This window comes from Flavobacterium aquaticum (assembly GCF_003259835.1).
GTDB lineage: Bacteria > Bacteroidota > Bacteroidia > Flavobacteriales > Flavobacteriaceae > Flavobacterium > Flavobacterium aquaticum.
The window spans coordinates 284614-300109 of sequence record NZ_QLMI01000004.1 but is presented as its reverse complement, the minus strand read 5'-3'; the positions used below and the strand labels follow the sequence as shown (position 1 = coordinate 300109).

The following is a 15496-nucleotide window of genomic DNA, read 5'->3' as shown; positions in this document are numbered from 1 at the left end:
TTATGGTACAACAAGAGTCAAGATTAAAAGTAGCAGATAACACAGGAGCGAAAGAAGTTCTTACGATCCGTGTTTTAGGAGGAACGAAACGTCGTTATGCCTCTGTTGGTGACAAAATTGTAGTTTCAATTAAAGATGCAACTCCAAACGGAAACGTTAAAAAAGGAGCGGTATCAACTGCAGTAGTTGTACGTACCAAAAAAGAAGTGAGAAGAGCTGATGGATCTTACATCCGTTTTGACGATAACGCATGTGTATTGTTAAACGCTGCAGGAGAAATGAGAGGAACTCGTGTTTTTGGTCCGGTTGCCAGAGAACTTCGTGAAAAACAATTCATGAAAATTGTATCATTAGCACCTGAAGTGCTTTAATTCTTATACAAATGATAAAGCTAAAAATTAAATCAGGAGATATCGTAAGAGTTATTGCTGGAGACCACAAAGGTTCTGAAGGTAAAGTTCTTAGAGTTCTTCGTGAGAAAAACAAAGCGGTTGTTGAAGGAGTTAACATGGTTTCGAAACATACAAAACCAAGTGCTAAAAACCCTCAAGGAGGAATCGTTAAGAAAGAAGCTCCTATTCATGTGTCTAACTTGTCTTTAATTGACCCAAAGTCAAAAGAAGTGACTAAAGTTGGTTTCAAACAAGAAGGAGACAAGAAAGTGAGATTTTCAAAAAAATCTAATCAAGTACTATAGTTATGGCATATATTCCTAGACTAAAAGAAGAATATAAGAGTAGAGTTATTGCTGCTCTTACAGAAGAGTTCGGTTACAAAAATGTAATGCAAGTTCCTAAACTTGAAAAAATTGTTGTAAGCCGTGGAGTTGGTGCAGCTGTATCTGATAAAAAATTAGTAGATTACGCTGTTGAAGAATTAACAAAAATTACTGGGCAAAAAGCAGTTGCTACTATTTCTAAGAAAGACGTTGCGTCTTTCAAATTAAGAAAAGGTATGCCAATTGGTGCTAAAGTAACGTTACGTGGAGAAAGAATGTATGAATTCTTAGATAGATTGATTACTTCATCTTTACCACGTGTAAGAGACTTCAACGGAATCAAATCAACTGGATTTGATGGTAGAGGAAACTACAATTTAGGAGTGTTAGAACAAATCATTTTCCCAGAAATTGATATTGATAAAGTAAATAAAATTGCTGGTTTTGATATTACTTTTGTAACTTCAGCTGATACAGATAAAGAAGCAAAAGCATTATTAGCGGAATTAGGATTACCTTTTAAAAAGAATTAAGACATGGCTAAAGAATCAATGAAAGCCCGTGAGGTGAAAAGAATTGCATTAGTAGAAAAGTATGCTGAGAAAAGAAAAGCTTTAAAAGAAGCTGGTGATTTCGAAGGTTTACAAAAATTACCAAAAAATTCTTGTCCAGTTAGAGTACACAATCGTTGTAAATTAACAGGTAGACCAAGAGGGTATATGCGTCAGTTTGGTATTTCTCGTGTAACATTCCGTGAAATGGCAAATCAAGGATTAATTCCAGGTGTTAAAAAAGCATCTTGGTAATTCCAAAAAAAGTTATTACTTTTGCAATCCAAAAAATAAGTTTAATTGGTTAAAGGTTCAATCCGCTGAGGGCGGATTGAAAACCATAACCGCAAATCTATACATATGTATACAGATCCAATTGCCGATTATCTAACGCGTGTTAGAAATGCAGTAAGAGCCAACCACAAAGTGGTTGAAATTCCTGCTTCTAATATGAAGAAAGAGATCACAAAGATTTTATTCGATCAAGGATATATCTTAAGTTACAAATTTGATGATTCTAATGTTCAAGGTACAATCAAAATTGCACTTAAATATGATAAAGACACGAAAGAGTCAGTTATCAAAGATATCCAAAGAATTAGTAAACCAGGTTTACGTAAATATGCTGGTTCATCAGACTTGCCAAGAATCTTAAATGGTTTAGGTATTGCTATTGTTTCTACATCAAAAGGATTGATGACAGGAAAACAAGCTAAGCAATTAAATGTTGGTGGCGAAGTTGTTTGTTACGTATATTAATAAAAAGACGAGACAATGTCAAGAATAGGTAAAAATCCAATTGCAATTCCAGCTGGAGTAACTGTAGAAGTTAAAGATGCTGTAATTACAGTAAAAGGAAAATTAGGCGAGCTTACTCAAGAATTTTCTGATGTAACCGTTAAAATCGAAGATAACCAAGTTATCGTTGAACGTTCATCGGATCACAAAGATGAGAGAGCGAAACACGGACTTTATCGTTCATTAATCAACAATATGATTGTTGGTGTTTCTGAAGGCTTTACAAAACAATTAGAATTAGTTGGAGTAGGATACAGAGCATCTAATCAAGGTCAAAAACTTGATTTAGCTTTAGGATTCTCTCATAACATCGTTTTAGATGTTGTAAGTGAAGTTGTTGTTGAAACAATCTCAGAAAAAGGTAAAAATCCGATAGTGAAATTATCATCATTCGACAAACAATTATTAGGTCAAGTAGCTGCGAAGATCAGAGGTTTCCGCAAACCTGAACCATATAAAGGAAAAGGAGTTAAGTTTGTAGGAGAAGAACTAAGAAGAAAAGCAGGTAAATCAGCTTAAAAATTAAGACTATGTCATTAACGAAATCTGAAAGAAGACAAAGAATTAAGTTCAGAATCAGAAAGATTGTAAGCGGAACTGCTGCTCAACCAAGACTTTCTGTATTCAGAAGTAATAAAGAAATCTATGCGCAAATCATAGACGACGTAAACGGTACAACTTTAGTTGCTGCTTCATCGAGAGATAAAGAAGTAGCTCAAGGAACTGCTGTTGAAACTGCAAAAGCAGTTGGTAAATTAGTTGCTGAAAAAGCACTTAAAGCAGGTATTTCAACAATCTCTTTTGATAGAGGTGGGTATTTATACCATGGACGTGTGAAATCATTAGCTGAAGGAGCTAGAGAAGCTGGACTTAAATTCTAAGAAATTATGTATCATAATTATAAAAACGTAGAGATTGTAAAACCAGGAGGTCTTGAATTAAAAGATCGTTTGGTGAGTGTAAATCGTGTTACTAAAGTTACTAAAGGAGGTAGAGCATTTGGTTTCTCTGCTATCGTAGTAGTTGGTGATGAAAACGGAGTAGTGGGTCATGGATTAGGAAAATCTAAAGATGTTTCTGAAGCAATCGCTAAAGCGGTGGAAGATGCTAAGAAAAACTTAGTTAGAATTCCTCTTCAAGGACAATCTGTTCCTCATGAGCAAAAAGGTAAATTTGGTGGTGCTAGAGTATTCTTAATGCCTGCTTCTCACGGTACTGGAGTTATTGCTGGTGGTGCTGTTCGTGCGGTATTGGAGTCTGTAGGTGTTCACGATGTATTATCTAAATCGCAAGGTTCATCTAACCCTCACAATGTGGTAAAAGCAACTTTTGATGCTTTATTACAAATGAGAAGTGCTGCTACTGTGGCTAAACAAAGAGGAGTATCTTTAGAAAAAGTATTCAAAGGTTAATTAACAGGAAATCATGGCAAAATTAAAAGTAAAACAAGTAAGAAGTAAAATCAATTGTCCTCTTGATCAAAAGAGAACTTTGGAAGCTTTAGGTCTTCGTAAAATGGGACAAGTTGTTGAGCATGATGCAAATCCTGCTATCCTTGGAATGGTAAATAAAGTTAAACACTTAGTTTCTGTTGAAGAAACTAAATAACACTATACAGTTATGAATTTAAGTAACTTACAACCAGCTGAAGGTTCAGTTCACAACCAAAATAAAAGAGTAGGTAGAGGAGAAGGTTCTGGTAAAGGTGGTACCGCTGCACGTGGACACAAAGGAGCTAAGTCTCGTTCTGGATACTCTAAGAAAATTGGTTTTGAAGGTGGTCAAATGCCACTTCAAAGACGTGTTCCTAAGTTTGGTTTCAAGAACATCAATAGAGTAGAATATCAAGGTATTAATCTTGATTCGTTACAATTATTAGTAGATAACGGTGTAGTAACTGATACAGTAGATTTTACTGTATTTGTAGATACTCGTTTAGCTACAAAAAATAGCTTAGTAAAGATTTTAGGAAGAGGTGAGCTAAAAACAAAACTTAAAGTAAGTGCTCACAAATTTACTGCATCTGCAAAAGCGGCTATCGAGGCTGCTGGTGGAGAAGCTGTAACTTTATAATCCTTTAGTAAAATGAAGAAATTTATAGATTCATTCATCAACGTTTGGAAAATCGAAGAGTTAAAAAATCGTATTTTATTAACTCTTGGATTATTATTAGTGTACCGTTTTGGTGCGCAAGTTACCCTTCCGGGGATTGATGCTACTAAATTGACAAATCTTACAAACCAAACTGATGAAGGTATCGGATGGTTAATTAATGTATTTACAGGAGGTGCGTTTTCGCAAGCTTCTGTATTTGCATTGGGTATCATGCCATACATATCAGCTTCTATCGTAGTTCAATTAATGGGAATTGCGGTGCCATATTTACAAAAATTACAAAAAGACGGTGAAAGTGGTAGAAAGAAAATTAACCAAATTACAAGATGGTTAACAATCTTAATTACTTTAGTTCAAGGTCCTGGTTATATCTATAACTTGTACAGAACTTTACCAGGTGAAGCATTTATGTTAACTGGACCTACATTCATCTTCTCTTCAGTTCTAATCTTAGTAACTGGAACTATTTTTGCAATGTGGTTAGGAGAAAAAATTACCGATAAAGGTATTGGTAATGGTATTTCTTTATTGATAATGGTAGGTATTATTGCAAGAATGCCACAAGCATTTATTCAAGAATTTTCGTCTAGAACTTCTCAAGCAAATGGAGGTGTTATGATGATCGTAATCGAATTAATACTTTGGTTCTTAGTAATAATTGCATGTATTTTATTAGTAATGGCTGTAAGAAAAATTCCAGTACAGTATGCAAGACGTACAGTTTCTGGGGATTTTGAAGAAGACATGATGGGTGGTAACAGACAGTTTATCCCATTAAAACTAAATGCATCAGGTGTTATGCCGATCATTTTTGCGCAAGCTATTATGTTTATTCCTGCTGCTGTTTCTGGTTTGGCTAAAGAATCAGATACTGCACTTTCTATTGCAGGAATGTTCAACGATCCATTCGGTTTAGTATATAATATAGTTTTTGCTTTGTTAATCGTAATTTTTACGTACTTTTACACCGCAATTACTGTACCAACTAACAAGATGGCAGATGATTTAAAAAGAAGCGGAGGTTTTATACCAGGTGTTAAGCCAGGTGTAGAAACCGGAGATTACCTAGATAAAATTATGTCGTTAATCACTTTTCCAGGATCATTATTTCTTGCTTTAGTAGCTGTGTTCCCAGCTGTTGCAGTAAGTTTACTTGGAGTTCAAGGTGCTTGGGGTTATTTTTATGGTGGTACTTCTTTATTAATTATGGTTGGAGTTGCAATAGATACTATTCAGCAAATAAATTCTTATTTATTGAATAAACACTATGATGGTTTGATGAAAAGTGGTAAAAATAGAAAAGCAGTAGCTTAATTTTTTATGGCAAAACAATCAGCAATAGAACAAGACGGAACAATTATTGAAGCATTATCAAATGCTATGTTTCGTGTAGAGTTAGAAAACGGACACATTGTAATTGCTCATATCTCTGGTAAAATGCGTATGCATTACATTAAATTGTTACCAGGCGACAAGGTTAAACTTGAAATGAGCCCTTATGATTTGTCTAAAGCAAGAATTACTTATAGATACTAAAGCTATTAAAATGAAAGTAAGAGCATCAGTTAAAAAGAGAAGTGCCGAGTGCATTATTGTACGTAGAAAAGGAAGATTATACGTTATTAACAAAAAGAATCCTAGATTTAAACAAAGACAAGGATAATTATGGCAAGAATTGCAGGGGTAGATATACCTAAACAAAAAAGAGGAATCATTGCTTTAACATACATATTTGGTATTGGTAGAAGCAGAGCTAAAGATATTTTAGCTAAAGCTCAAGTGAGCGAAGACAAGAAAGTTCAAGATTGGAATGATGACGAGATCGGAGCAATTCGTGATGCGGTATCATATTACAAAATTGAAGGTGAATTGCGTTCAGAAGTTCAATTAAACATCAAACGTTTAATGGATATCGGATGCCAAAGAGGAATTCGTCACAGAGCTGGACTTCCATTAAGAGGTCAAAGAACTAAAAACAACTCTAGAACTAGAAAAGGTAAGAGAAAAACTGTTGCTAACAAGAAAAAAGCAACTAAATAATAAGTAATAATATGGCTAAAACAACTGCAAAAAAACGTAAAGTTATCGTTGAATCTTCGGGAGAAGCACATATTAATGCTACTTTTAACAACATCATCATTTCTTTAACAAATAAGAAAGGTGAAGTAATTTCTTGGTCTTCAGCTGGTAAAATGGGCTTTAGAGGTTCTAAAAAGAATACTCCTTATGCAGCTCAAATGGCAGCAGAAGATTGTAGTAAAGTAGCTCTTGAAGCTGGACTTAAAAAAGTTAAAGTTTATGTGAAAGGTCCAGGAAATGGTAGAGAATCTGCTATTAGATCAATCCATAACTCAGGAGTCGAAGTTACAGAAATCATTGATGTAACTCCAATGCCTCACAACGGATGTCGTCCTCCGAAAAGAAGAAGAGTATAATTTAAGTATAACACGGGTAGGTTTAAAATTATCGAAGGATATAGACCTGAATTCATAATTCCTACCTTTTTTAATTTTTTAAAATGGCAAGATATACTGGTCCAAAAACAAAAATTGCTCGTAAATTTGGCGAAGCAATCTTCGGAGATGATAAAGCCTTCGAAAAAAGAAATTACCCTCCAGGGCAACATGGTTTAGCTAAAAAGAGAGGTAAAAAATCTGAATATGCTGTTCAGTTAATGGAAAAGCAAAAAGCTAAATATACTTACGGTATTTTAGAAAAACAATTCAGAAACTTATTCAAAAAAGCATCTGCTGCTTCTGGAGTAACAGGTGAAATCTTATTACAATTATGTGAAGCTCGTTTAGATAACGTAGTTTACAGAATGGGTGTAGCTCCTTCTCGTAGAGCAGCTCGTCAAATTGTATCTCACAGACATATCACTGTTAACGGTGAACTTGTTAATGTACCTTCTTACCACTTAAAAGCTGGTGATAAAGTTGCTGTACGTGAAAAATCAAAATCTCTTGAAGCTATCGAGCGTTCTTTAGCAAGTTCTTCTCAAGTTTATGAGTGGATTACATGGAATAATGATACTAAAGAAGGTACTTTTGTTTCTGTACCTCAAAGACTTCAGATTCCAGAAAATATTAAAGAACAACTAATCGTTGAGTTGTATAACAAATAATAATTGACTTTAGTCGAAAGTATGGCAATATTTAATTTTCAAAAGCCCGATAAAGTTATCATGATCGATTCTACAGATTTCGAAGGTAAATTTGAATTTAGACCTTTGGAACCTGGTTACGGATTGACTGTTGGTAATGCACTTAGAAGAGTTTTGCTTTCTTCTCTTGAAGGATATGCAATTACATCAGTAAGAATTGAAGGTGTAGAACATGAGTTCTCTACCATCTCTGGTGTGGTTGAAGATGTAACAGAAATTATCTTAAATCTTAAACAAGTACGTTTCAAACGTCAAATTGAAGATATCGATAACGAATCTGTTTCTATCGCTCTTTCTGGAAAAGATAAAATTACTGCAGGTGATTTTCAAAAATTCATCTCTGGTTTTCAAGTTTTAAATCCAGATTTAGTTATCTGTAATTTAGACAGCAAAACATCTATCAACATGGAACTTTCTATCGAAAAAGGTAGAGGATATGTTCCAGCTGAAGAGAACAAAAAATCAAACGCTCCAATAGGAACTATTTTTACAGATTCTATTTACACACCAGTAAAGAACGTAAAATATTCTATTGAGAATTTCCGTGTGGAACAAAAAACAGATTACGAAAAATTAGTTTTTGAAATCATTACAGATGGTTCTATCCATCCTAAAGATGCATTAACTGAAGCAGCTAAGACGTTAATCCACCACTTTATGTTGTTCTCTGATGAAAGAATTACTCTTGAGGCAGATGAAATTGCTCAAACTGAGTCTTATGACGAAGAATCTCTTCACATGAGACAGTTATTGAAAACTAAATTAGTTGATATGGACTTATCTGTTAGAGCATTAAATTGTTTAAAAGCGGCTGAAGTTGATACATTAGGTGATTTAGTTTCTTTCAACAAGAACGACTTAATGAAGTTCCGTAATTTTGGTAAAAAATCATTAACTGAATTAGATGAGTTAGTGGCAAATAAAAACCTTACTTTCGGTATGGATTTAGCTAAATACAAGTTAGATAAAGAATAATTGCTTCATATTTTGCGCTCCTATAGAGGATTGATGCAAGATGAAGATAAAAAAAAGACGTCATGAGACACGGAAAAAAATTCAATCATTTAAGTAGACAAAAAGGACATAGAGCTGCAATGTTAGCTAACATGGCTTGTTCTTTAATCGAACATAAACGTATCAACACTACTGTTGCTAAAGCGAAAGCTTTAAAACAATTTGTTGAACCATTAGTTACAAAATCTAAAGAAGATACTACTCACAACCGTCGTATTTGTTTTTCTTACTTAAGAAACAAATATGCAGTTACAGAACTTTTCAGAGAAGTTGCTGCTAAAGTAGGTGACCGTCCAGGAGGATACACTCGTATCATCAAGTTAGGAAACCGTTTAGGAGATAACGCTGATATGGCAATGATTGAGTTAGTAGATTTCAACACATTGTACAATGGTGGTAAAAAAGAAGTTAAGAAAACGACTCGTCGTGGAAAAGCTAAAAAAGCTGAAGGCACTCCTGAAGCTCCAGTAGCTGAAACTTCTGAAAATACTGAAGCTACAGAATAATCATGAAACCATTCATGTAAAAATAATAAGGATAGACTTTTTTAAGTTTATCCTTTTTTTTTGGTTTTACGAATCAAACATTTTCTAAAAACAACTTTTATAACTAAATTTGCACCCACAACAACACAACACAATGAAATACAACAATCGTTCTAAAGCCGTTTTACTTCTTAAAGACGGCACTATTTTTCACGGAAAATCAATCGGAATTGAAGGTGTTACTTTTGGTGAAGTCGCTTTTAATACGGGAACAACAGGTTATCAAGAAATTTTTACAGATCCTTCTTACTTCGGGCAAATCATGGTTACAACCAATGCGCACATTGGAAATTATGGTGTAAACGAGAAAGAAGTGGAATCAGATTCAGTGAAAATTTCTGGATTAGTTTGTAAAAACTTCAGCTTTAATTACTCACGCGAAGATGCTACCGAAAGTTTGTTTGATTATTTAAGTAAACAAAATCTTATCGTAATTTCGGATGTAGATACAAGAGCATTGGTAAGTTATATCAGAGATAACGGTGCGATGAATGCAGTTATTTGTACGGATGGAACTCCAATCGAAGAATTAAAAGAAAAATTAGCGCAAGTCCCAGATATGAATGGTTTGGAATTGGCTTCTAAAGTTTCTACTAAAGAACCATATTTCTTTGGTGAAGAAACAGCAAAATATAAAATTTCAGCTTTAGATTTAGGAATCAAAACCAATATTCTTAGAAACTTAGCTAAGAGAGATTGTTACATTAAAGTTTTCCCATATAACGCTTCATTTGAGGATTTAAAGGCATTCAATCCTGATGGCTATTTCTTATCAAACGGACCTGGTGATCCAGAACCATTAGAAACTGCTCAAGAAGTAGCGAAACAAATTTTAAACGAAAATAAACCATTATTCGGAATTTGTTTAGGACACCAAATTATTGGTTTAGCTAATGGGATTTCAACTTATAAAATGTTCAACGGTCACCGCGGAATCAATCATCCAGTTAAAAATGTAATTACAGGAAAAGGTGAAATTACATCTCAAAATCACGGTTTTGCTATCGTGAGAGAAGAATTAGACAAACATCCAGATTTTGAATTAACGCATGAACATTTAAATGACGGAACTGTAGCTGGAATGCGAATGAAATCAAAAAACTGTTTCTCAGTGCAATATCACCCGGAAGCAAGTCCTGGACCTCACGATTCAAGTTATTTATTTGACCAATTTATCCAAAACATAAAAACGGCAAGTAACTAAAACGTTATCGTTTATAAGTTTTTTGAGTTTTTCAATATCATTATAGTTTAAATTATAAATTTGTTATTATTCACAAGATAGTAACTTAAAAAAATATAAAATGAGTATAATTATCAAAGTTCACGCAAGACAAATTTTAGATTCGCGTGGAAATCCAACAATCGAAGTAGATGTAGTTACAGATAACGGAATTTTAGGAAGAGCAGCTGTTCCAAGTGGTGCTTCTACTGGCGAACATGAAGCAGTAGAGCTTCGTGATGGCGGTAAAGCTTTCATGGGAAAAGGGGTTTTAAAAGCAGCCGAAAATGTAAATACAAGAATTGCTGAAGCGATTGTAGGAATGTCGGTTTTCGAACAAAATTTAATCGACAAAATGATGATTGAATTAGATGGAACTGCAAATAAATCAAATCTAGGGGCTAATGCTATTTTAGGTGTTTCTTTAGCGGTGGCAAAAGCTGCGGCTAACGAATTAGGGATGCCATTATATCGTTATGTTGGTGGGGTTTCTGCAAATACATTGCCAGTTCCAATGATGAATATCATCAATGGCGGTTCGCATTCAGATGCTCCAATTGCGTTTCAAGAATTCATGATTATGCCAGTTAAAGCAAAAGATTTTACTCATGCAATGCAAATGGGAACTGAAATCTTCCACAACTTGAAAAAAGTATTACATGATAGAAATTTATCTACAGCAGTAGGTGACGAAGGTGGATTCGCTCCAAATTTAGCTGGAGGAACAGAAGACGCGTTAGATTCAATAAAATTAGCAGTTACAAATGCTGGTTATACTTTTGGTGACGATGTAATGATTGCTTTAGATTGTGCGGCTTCAGAATTTTATGTAAACGGAAAATACGATTACACTAAATTTGAAGGTGAAACCGGAAAAATCAGAACTTCTGAAGAACAAGCTTCTTACTTGGCTGAATTAACTGAAAAATATCCAATCATTTCTATCGAAGACGGAATGTACGAAGACGATTGGGAAGGTTGGAAATTATTAACGGAGAAAATAGGTGATAAAGTACAATTAGTAGGGGATGATTTATTCGTAACGAATGTTGAAAGGTTATCTCGTGGAATCAGTCAAGGGATTGCGAATTCAATTTTAATTAAAGTAAACCAAATTGGAACTTTAACTGAGACTATTGCAGCTGTAAATATGGCGCATAATGCAGGATATACTTCTGTAATGTCTCATCGTTCTGGAGAAACCGAAGATAACACGATTGCTGATTTAGCAGTTGCTTTAAATTGCGGACAAATCAAAACAGGTTCGGCTTCTCGTTCAGATCGTATGGCAAAATACAATCAATTACTAAGAATTGAAGAAGAATTAGCTGATGTAGCTTATTTTCCTGGTGTAAATGCATTTAAAGTAAAAAAATAATCACTTTTAGATATCATTTTTAAATCCTGTTGTAGTATTTTACAGCAGGATTTTTTATGTATATTATTTAACCATAAATTATAGATATTTTCTTTATTGTTTAATTATTATTTGTTAAATTCGCAATTCACATTAATTTTATCATAAAATATCATATAAATAATATGTCAAAAATTGCAATATTAGAGCTTGATGGCAAAAAGTATGAGTTCCCTGTAATCGTTGGGACTGAGAATGAGGTTGCTATCGACATAGACAAGTTGCGTAGTGCATCTGGTGCTATTACTATTGATCCGGGATATAAAAACTCGGGTTCATGTACGAGTGAAATTACTTTTTTAGATGGTGAAGAAGGAATTTTACGTTACAGAGGATATTCAATAGAAGATTTAGCTGATAAAGCTGATTTTTTAGAAGTTTCTTATTTGTTGATTTTTGGAGAACTTCCAACAGCAGCACAATTAGCAAAATTCGAAAATGATATTCGTAAATATACATTAGTTAATGAGGAAATGAAAAACATCATTGATGGTTTTCCAAAAACAGCTCACCCAATGGGCGTTTTAGCTTCGTTGACTAGTGCTTTAACTGCTTTTAATCCTAAGTCTGTGAATCCTCACAACGAAAAAGAAATGTATGAAGCGGTTTGTAAAACTATGGGTAAATTCTTAGTAATTGCTACATGGACTTACAGAAAAACTATGGGTTATCCTTTAAATTATTACGATAATACAAAAGGTTACGTTGAAAATTTCATGCGTTTAATGTTTGAATTACCAACTGGACCTTACAAAGCAGATCCAAAAGTAGTAGCTGCTTTAGATAAATTATTCATCTTACACGCAGATCACGAACAAAACTGTTCTACTTCTACAGTGAGAATTGTAGGTTCTTCTCATGCAGGTTTATTTGCTTCTATTTCTGCTGGAGTTTCTGCACTTTGGGGACCACTTCACGGAGGAGCTAATCAAGCAGTTTTAGAAATGTTACAAGAAATCCATGACAATGGAGGTGACGTTGCTAAATTCGTTTTAAAAGCAAAAGATAAAGACGATCCATTCCGTTTAATGGGATTCGGACACCGTGTTTACAAAAACTTTGATCCAAGAGCAACTATCATTAAAAAAGCAGCTGATGATGTATTAAATTCATTAGGAGTTGATGATCCATTATTAGATATTGCAAAACAATTAGAAAAAGTAGCTTTAGAAGACGAATATTTCAAATCAAGAAACTTATATCCAAACGTAGATTTCTATTCAGGAATTATCTACCGAGCGATGGGAATCCCAGTTGAAATGTTTACTGTTTTATTTGCTATTGGTCGTTTACCAGGTTGGATTGCACAATGGAAAGAAATGAGAGTAAATAAAGAACCAATTGGTCGTCCAAGACAAGTTTACACAGGATATCCATTACGTCCATTTAAGGAAGTTAAAGATAGATAGTCATAAAAAAATCCCACTGAAAAGTGGGATTTTTGTTTTATAAGTTTAAAATTTATTCAGTAGGTTTTTGTACTTCCTCTTCTGTGTTTCCTGTTAAATCTTCCACTTTATCTTCTACAGTTTCGGCTGCATTTTGTAATGATTCTTTTAAGTTGTGCGCTTTTTCTTCCACCCAACCAGCTGCTTCTGCGGTTTTTTCTTTTGCTGCATCAACAAATTCGTTTACTTTTTCTGGCACGCCCATTTCTTCTAGCTTTTGAGACGCTTTTTCAGCTACATTTTCAACCGTTTCTTTTACGTCTTCGGCTACATCTGCAGCTTTTTCAGCTACGTTTTCAGCTACTTCGCTTAAGTTTTCTTTTGCTATTTCCGCTTTCTCTTTTGCTTTCCCAAAAAGAGAACTGAAAAAATTTGATAATCCCATGATAATTTGATTTTATAGTTTTCTCAAATTTAATCATTTATATCTAAAAAGAATCTTTTTGAAGCGAATTTATAACGGTTTACTAATTAATATTCTCGTTTCCTTTTTCTATATTTGCCAAAAGCCGAAAGCTATGTTACAATTAAATGTAAAAAACGAAACTTCCCGTTTAAGGGCTGTGGTGTTAGGAACTGCTACAAGTAACGGTCCAACACCTACTATCGAAGAAGCCTATGATCCTAAATCATTAGAGCATATTAAAGCTGGAACCTATCCTGTGGAAGCAGATATGGTAAAAGAAATGGAAGCTTTTAACAAAGTGTTCCAAAAATACGACGTAAAAGTCTTCAGACCTCAAATTATTGAAAATTACAACCAAATTTTCGCCAGAGACATCGGATTTGTAATCGATGACATTTTTATCAAAGCCAATATTTTACCGGACAGAGAACGCGAATTAGATGCGATTCAATACGTAATCGATCAAATTGATCCTAAGAAAGTGGTGCGTCCGCCAGAAGAAGTACATATTGAAGGTGGAGACGTAATGCCTTGGAATGAGTATATCTTTATCGGAACTTACAAAGGTTCGGATTACAAAGATTATATCACAGCAAGAACCAACATGCAAGGAGTAAATTATATTAAAGAATTGTTTCCAAATAAAATTGTGAAAGAATTTGATTTAGTAAAATCGAAAATTGAACCTCGTGATAACGCTTTACATTTAGATTGTTGTTTTCAACCTGTGGGAACCAATAAAGGAATTATCTACAAAAGTGGTTTCCGTGAAGAAGCCGATTATATGTTTTTAGTGAATTTATTCGGAAAAGAAAATCTATTCCACATCGAAAGAGAGGAAATGTATCACATGAATTCCAATGTGTTTTCCATTGCTCCTGATGTAGTAGTTTCCGAAAAAAACTTCACCAGATTAAATAATTGGTTACGCGAAAACGGATTTACAGTAGAAGAAATTCCGTATGCTGAAATTGCAAAACAAGAAGGTTTGTTGAGATGTTCAACTTTACCATTAATTAGAGATTAAAAACTTTGTTTCAAGTTGCAAACCTGAAACTTGAAACTTGAAACCTGAAACAAAAAAATAACATGAACCAAACAACTAACTCCATATTGATGATTCGTCCGGTAGCATTCCGTATGAACGAACAAACAGCGGTGAATAATTATTACCAAAAAGTATTGGATAATTTAACACCAGCTTCGGTTAACGCTAAGGCACAAGAAGAGTTTGATACTTTTGTCCAAAAACTTAAAATGATAGGTTTAAATGTGGTGGTGGTTGAAGATACGTTAAGTCCAGATACGCCAGATAGTATTTTTCCAAACAACTGGATTTCATTTCATGAAAATGGAGATGTTGTTCTATATCCAATGTTTGCAGAAAACCGTCGTTTAGAAAGAAGAGAAGATGTTTTAGATCATTTAGAAAATGAAGGTTTTGTAATCAATGAGATTATGGATTACACTTCAGCTGAAGATGACGATATTTTCTTGGAAGGAACAGGAAGTATTGTTTTAGATAGAGCTAACGGAAAAGCGTATTGTGCTTTATCGCCAAGAGCAGACGAAGAATTATTCATTGAATTTTGTGAAGATTTCGAATTTACACCTGTGATTTTTGAAGCGTTTCAAACAGTAAATGGGGAAAGAAAACATATTTATCACACGAACGTAATTATGTGCGTAGGCGAAACATTTGCGGTTATTTGTGCAGATTGTATCGACGATAAAAAAGAACGTAAAATGGTCTTAGATAGTTTAAAAGGCGATGAAAAAGAAGTAATTCTTATCACCGAAGACCAAGTAAACAATTTCGCTGGAAATATGTTAGAGGTAAAAGGAACAGATGACAGAAGATATTTAATTATGAGTGCCTCAGCTCACCAAAGTTTGACTAAAAAGCAAATTGCACAATTAGAAGAACATGTAACTATCGTAAGTTCAAGTTTAGATACAATTGAAGCTTGTGGTGGTGGAAGCGCACGTTGTATGATGGCGGAAATTTTCTTACCGAAAGAATAATTCTAACATCACTTCGAGTGATTTTAAAAAGTAAAAATCCCAAATTCCGAATCATTCGGAATTTGGGATTTTTT

24 protein-coding genes are annotated in these 15496 nt (G+C 34.0%); 23 read left to right on the top strand and 1 reads right to left on the bottom strand.

Going from position 1 to position 15496, the window contains the following annotated elements; genetic code table 11:
- The first annotated feature begins 2 nt into the window (after nucleotides 1–2).
- The 21 genes from rplN to B0I03_RS08120 all read left to right on the top strand — a co-directional run bounded on the left by rplN (nucleotide 3) and on the right by B0I03_RS08120 (nucleotide 12952).
- The gene (gene rplN / locus B0I03_RS08220; RefSeq protein ID WP_007803649.1) at nucleotides 3–371 is read left to right on the top strand and encodes a 50S ribosomal protein L14; all 369 of its coding nucleotides are present in this window, start codon (nucleotides 3–5) and stop codon (nucleotides 369–371) included.
- A gap of 11 nt (nucleotides 372–382) precedes the next feature.
- Nucleotides 383–697: a 50S ribosomal protein L24 gene (gene rplX / locus B0I03_RS08215; RefSeq protein ID WP_026725635.1), complete on the top strand. Its 315-nt coding sequence runs from the start codon at nucleotides 383–385 to the stop codon at nucleotides 695–697.
- A gap of 2 nt (nucleotides 698–699) precedes the next feature.
- Entirely contained in the window at nucleotides 700–1251 is a 552-nt protein-coding gene (rplE, locus tag B0I03_RS08210; protein ID WP_111566956.1) for a 50S ribosomal protein L5, read from the top strand.
- Nucleotides 1252–1254: 3 nt separating this feature from the next.
- Nucleotides 1255–1524 carry a 30S ribosomal protein S14 gene (gene rpsN, locus B0I03_RS08205; RefSeq protein WP_014387709.1) on the top strand — a complete coding sequence of 90 codons (270 nt, stop codon included), beginning with the start codon at nucleotides 1255–1257 and terminating at the stop codon, nucleotides 1522–1524.
- A gap of 105 nt (nucleotides 1525–1629) precedes the next feature.
- Nucleotides 1630–2028: a 30S ribosomal protein S8 gene (gene rpsH / locus B0I03_RS08200; protein ID WP_111566955.1), complete on the top strand. Its 399-nt coding sequence runs from the start codon at nucleotides 1630–1632 to the stop codon at nucleotides 2026–2028.
- Between the two features lie 15 nt (nucleotides 2029–2043).
- Nucleotides 2044–2586 (top strand): 50S ribosomal protein L6, encoded by a 543-nt coding sequence (rplF, locus tag B0I03_RS08195; protein ID WP_111566954.1) that lies wholly within the window; start codon nucleotides 2044–2046, stop codon nucleotides 2584–2586.
- 11 nt (nucleotides 2587–2597) lie between these two features.
- Nucleotides 2598–2948: a 50S ribosomal protein L18 gene (gene rplR / locus B0I03_RS08190; protein WP_026725631.1), complete on the top strand. Its 351-nt coding sequence runs from the start codon at nucleotides 2598–2600 to the stop codon at nucleotides 2946–2948.
- A gap of 6 nt (nucleotides 2949–2954) precedes the next feature.
- Entirely contained in the window at nucleotides 2955–3479 is a 525-nt protein-coding gene (rpsE, locus tag B0I03_RS08185; protein WP_035693159.1) for a 30S ribosomal protein S5, read from the top strand.
- Between the two features lie 13 nt (nucleotides 3480–3492).
- Complete coding sequence (rpmD, locus tag B0I03_RS08180) at nucleotides 3493–3675, top strand: 50S ribosomal protein L30 (RefSeq protein ID WP_111566953.1); 183 nt, start codon at nucleotides 3493–3495, stop codon at nucleotides 3673–3675.
- A gap of 12 nt (nucleotides 3676–3687) precedes the next feature.
- Complete coding sequence (gene rplO / locus B0I03_RS08175; RefSeq protein ID WP_026725628.1) at nucleotides 3688–4140, top strand: 50S ribosomal protein L15; 453 nt, start codon at nucleotides 3688–3690, stop codon at nucleotides 4138–4140.
- Between the two features lie 12 nt (nucleotides 4141–4152).
- Entirely contained in the window at nucleotides 4153–5496 is a 1344-nt protein-coding gene (gene secY, locus B0I03_RS08170; protein ID WP_111566952.1) for a preprotein translocase subunit SecY, read from the top strand.
- Between the two features lie 6 nt (nucleotides 5497–5502).
- On the top strand, nucleotides 5503–5718 hold the full coding sequence (infA, locus tag B0I03_RS08165) for a translation initiation factor IF-1 (protein ID WP_008254466.1): 216 nt from the start codon (nucleotides 5503–5505) through the stop codon (nucleotides 5716–5718).
- Nucleotides 5719–5728: 10 nt separating this feature from the next.
- Entirely contained in the window at nucleotides 5729–5845 is a 117-nt protein-coding gene (ykgO, locus tag B0I03_RS08160) for a type B 50S ribosomal protein L36 (RefSeq protein WP_002987490.1), read from the top strand.
- Nucleotides 5846–5847: 2 nt separating this feature from the next.
- Nucleotides 5848–6222, top strand: coding sequence for a 30S ribosomal protein S13 (gene rpsM, locus B0I03_RS08155; protein ID WP_111566951.1), 375 nt, complete (start codon nucleotides 5848–5850; stop codon nucleotides 6220–6222).
- An 11-nt stretch (nucleotides 6223–6233) separates the two neighbouring features.
- A complete protein-coding gene (rpsK, locus tag B0I03_RS08150; protein WP_111566950.1) occupies nucleotides 6234–6617 on the top strand; it encodes a 30S ribosomal protein S11 in 384 nt (127 codons plus the stop codon).
- Between the two features lie 83 nt (nucleotides 6618–6700).
- Entirely contained in the window at nucleotides 6701–7306 is a 606-nt protein-coding gene (gene rpsD, locus B0I03_RS08145; protein WP_111566949.1) for a 30S ribosomal protein S4, read from the top strand.
- A gap of 21 nt (nucleotides 7307–7327) precedes the next feature.
- Nucleotides 7328–8320, top strand: a complete 993-nt coding sequence (locus B0I03_RS08140; protein WP_111566948.1) for a DNA-directed RNA polymerase subunit alpha — start codon at nucleotides 7328–7330, stop codon at nucleotides 8318–8320.
- A gap of 62 nt (nucleotides 8321–8382) precedes the next feature.
- Complete coding sequence (gene rplQ / locus B0I03_RS08135) at nucleotides 8383–8865, top strand: 50S ribosomal protein L17 (RefSeq protein ID WP_111566947.1); 483 nt, start codon at nucleotides 8383–8385, stop codon at nucleotides 8863–8865.
- A gap of 133 nt (nucleotides 8866–8998) precedes the next feature.
- A complete protein-coding gene (carA, locus tag B0I03_RS08130; protein WP_111566946.1) occupies nucleotides 8999–10108 on the top strand; it encodes a glutamine-hydrolyzing carbamoyl-phosphate synthase small subunit in 1110 nt (369 codons plus the stop codon).
- Between the two features lie 100 nt (nucleotides 10109–10208).
- Nucleotides 10209–11504 carry a phosphopyruvate hydratase gene (eno, locus tag B0I03_RS08125; protein ID WP_111566945.1) on the top strand — a complete coding sequence of 432 codons (1296 nt, stop codon included), beginning with the start codon at nucleotides 10209–10211 and terminating at the stop codon, nucleotides 11502–11504.
- A gap of 164 nt (nucleotides 11505–11668) precedes the next feature.
- The gene (locus tag B0I03_RS08120) at nucleotides 11669–12952 is read left to right on the top strand and encodes a citrate synthase (protein ID WP_111566944.1); all 1284 of its coding nucleotides are present in this window, start codon (nucleotides 11669–11671) and stop codon (nucleotides 12950–12952) included.
- 52 nt (nucleotides 12953–13004) lie between these two features.
- On the opposite strand, the gene B0I03_RS08115 is transcribed toward B0I03_RS08120, so the two are convergent.
- Nucleotides 13005–13376 (bottom strand): hypothetical protein, encoded by a 372-nt coding sequence (locus B0I03_RS08115; protein WP_111566943.1) that lies wholly within the window; start codon nucleotides 13374–13376, stop codon nucleotides 13005–13007.
- Nucleotides 13377–13509: 133 nt separating this feature from the next.
- Between B0I03_RS08115 and B0I03_RS08110 the strand changes: the two genes are divergently transcribed.
- Both B0I03_RS08110 and ctlX read left to right on the top strand, forming a co-directional pair.
- The gene (locus tag B0I03_RS08110) at nucleotides 13510–14424 is read left to right on the top strand and encodes a dimethylarginine dimethylaminohydrolase family protein (protein ID WP_111566942.1); all 915 of its coding nucleotides are present in this window, start codon (nucleotides 13510–13512) and stop codon (nucleotides 14422–14424) included.
- Between the two features lie 62 nt (nucleotides 14425–14486).
- Nucleotides 14487–15422 (top strand): citrulline utilization hydrolase CtlX, encoded by a 936-nt coding sequence (gene ctlX / locus B0I03_RS08105; protein WP_026725616.1) that lies wholly within the window; start codon nucleotides 14487–14489, stop codon nucleotides 15420–15422.
- The last annotated feature ends 74 nt before the right edge of the window (nucleotides 15423–15496 follow it).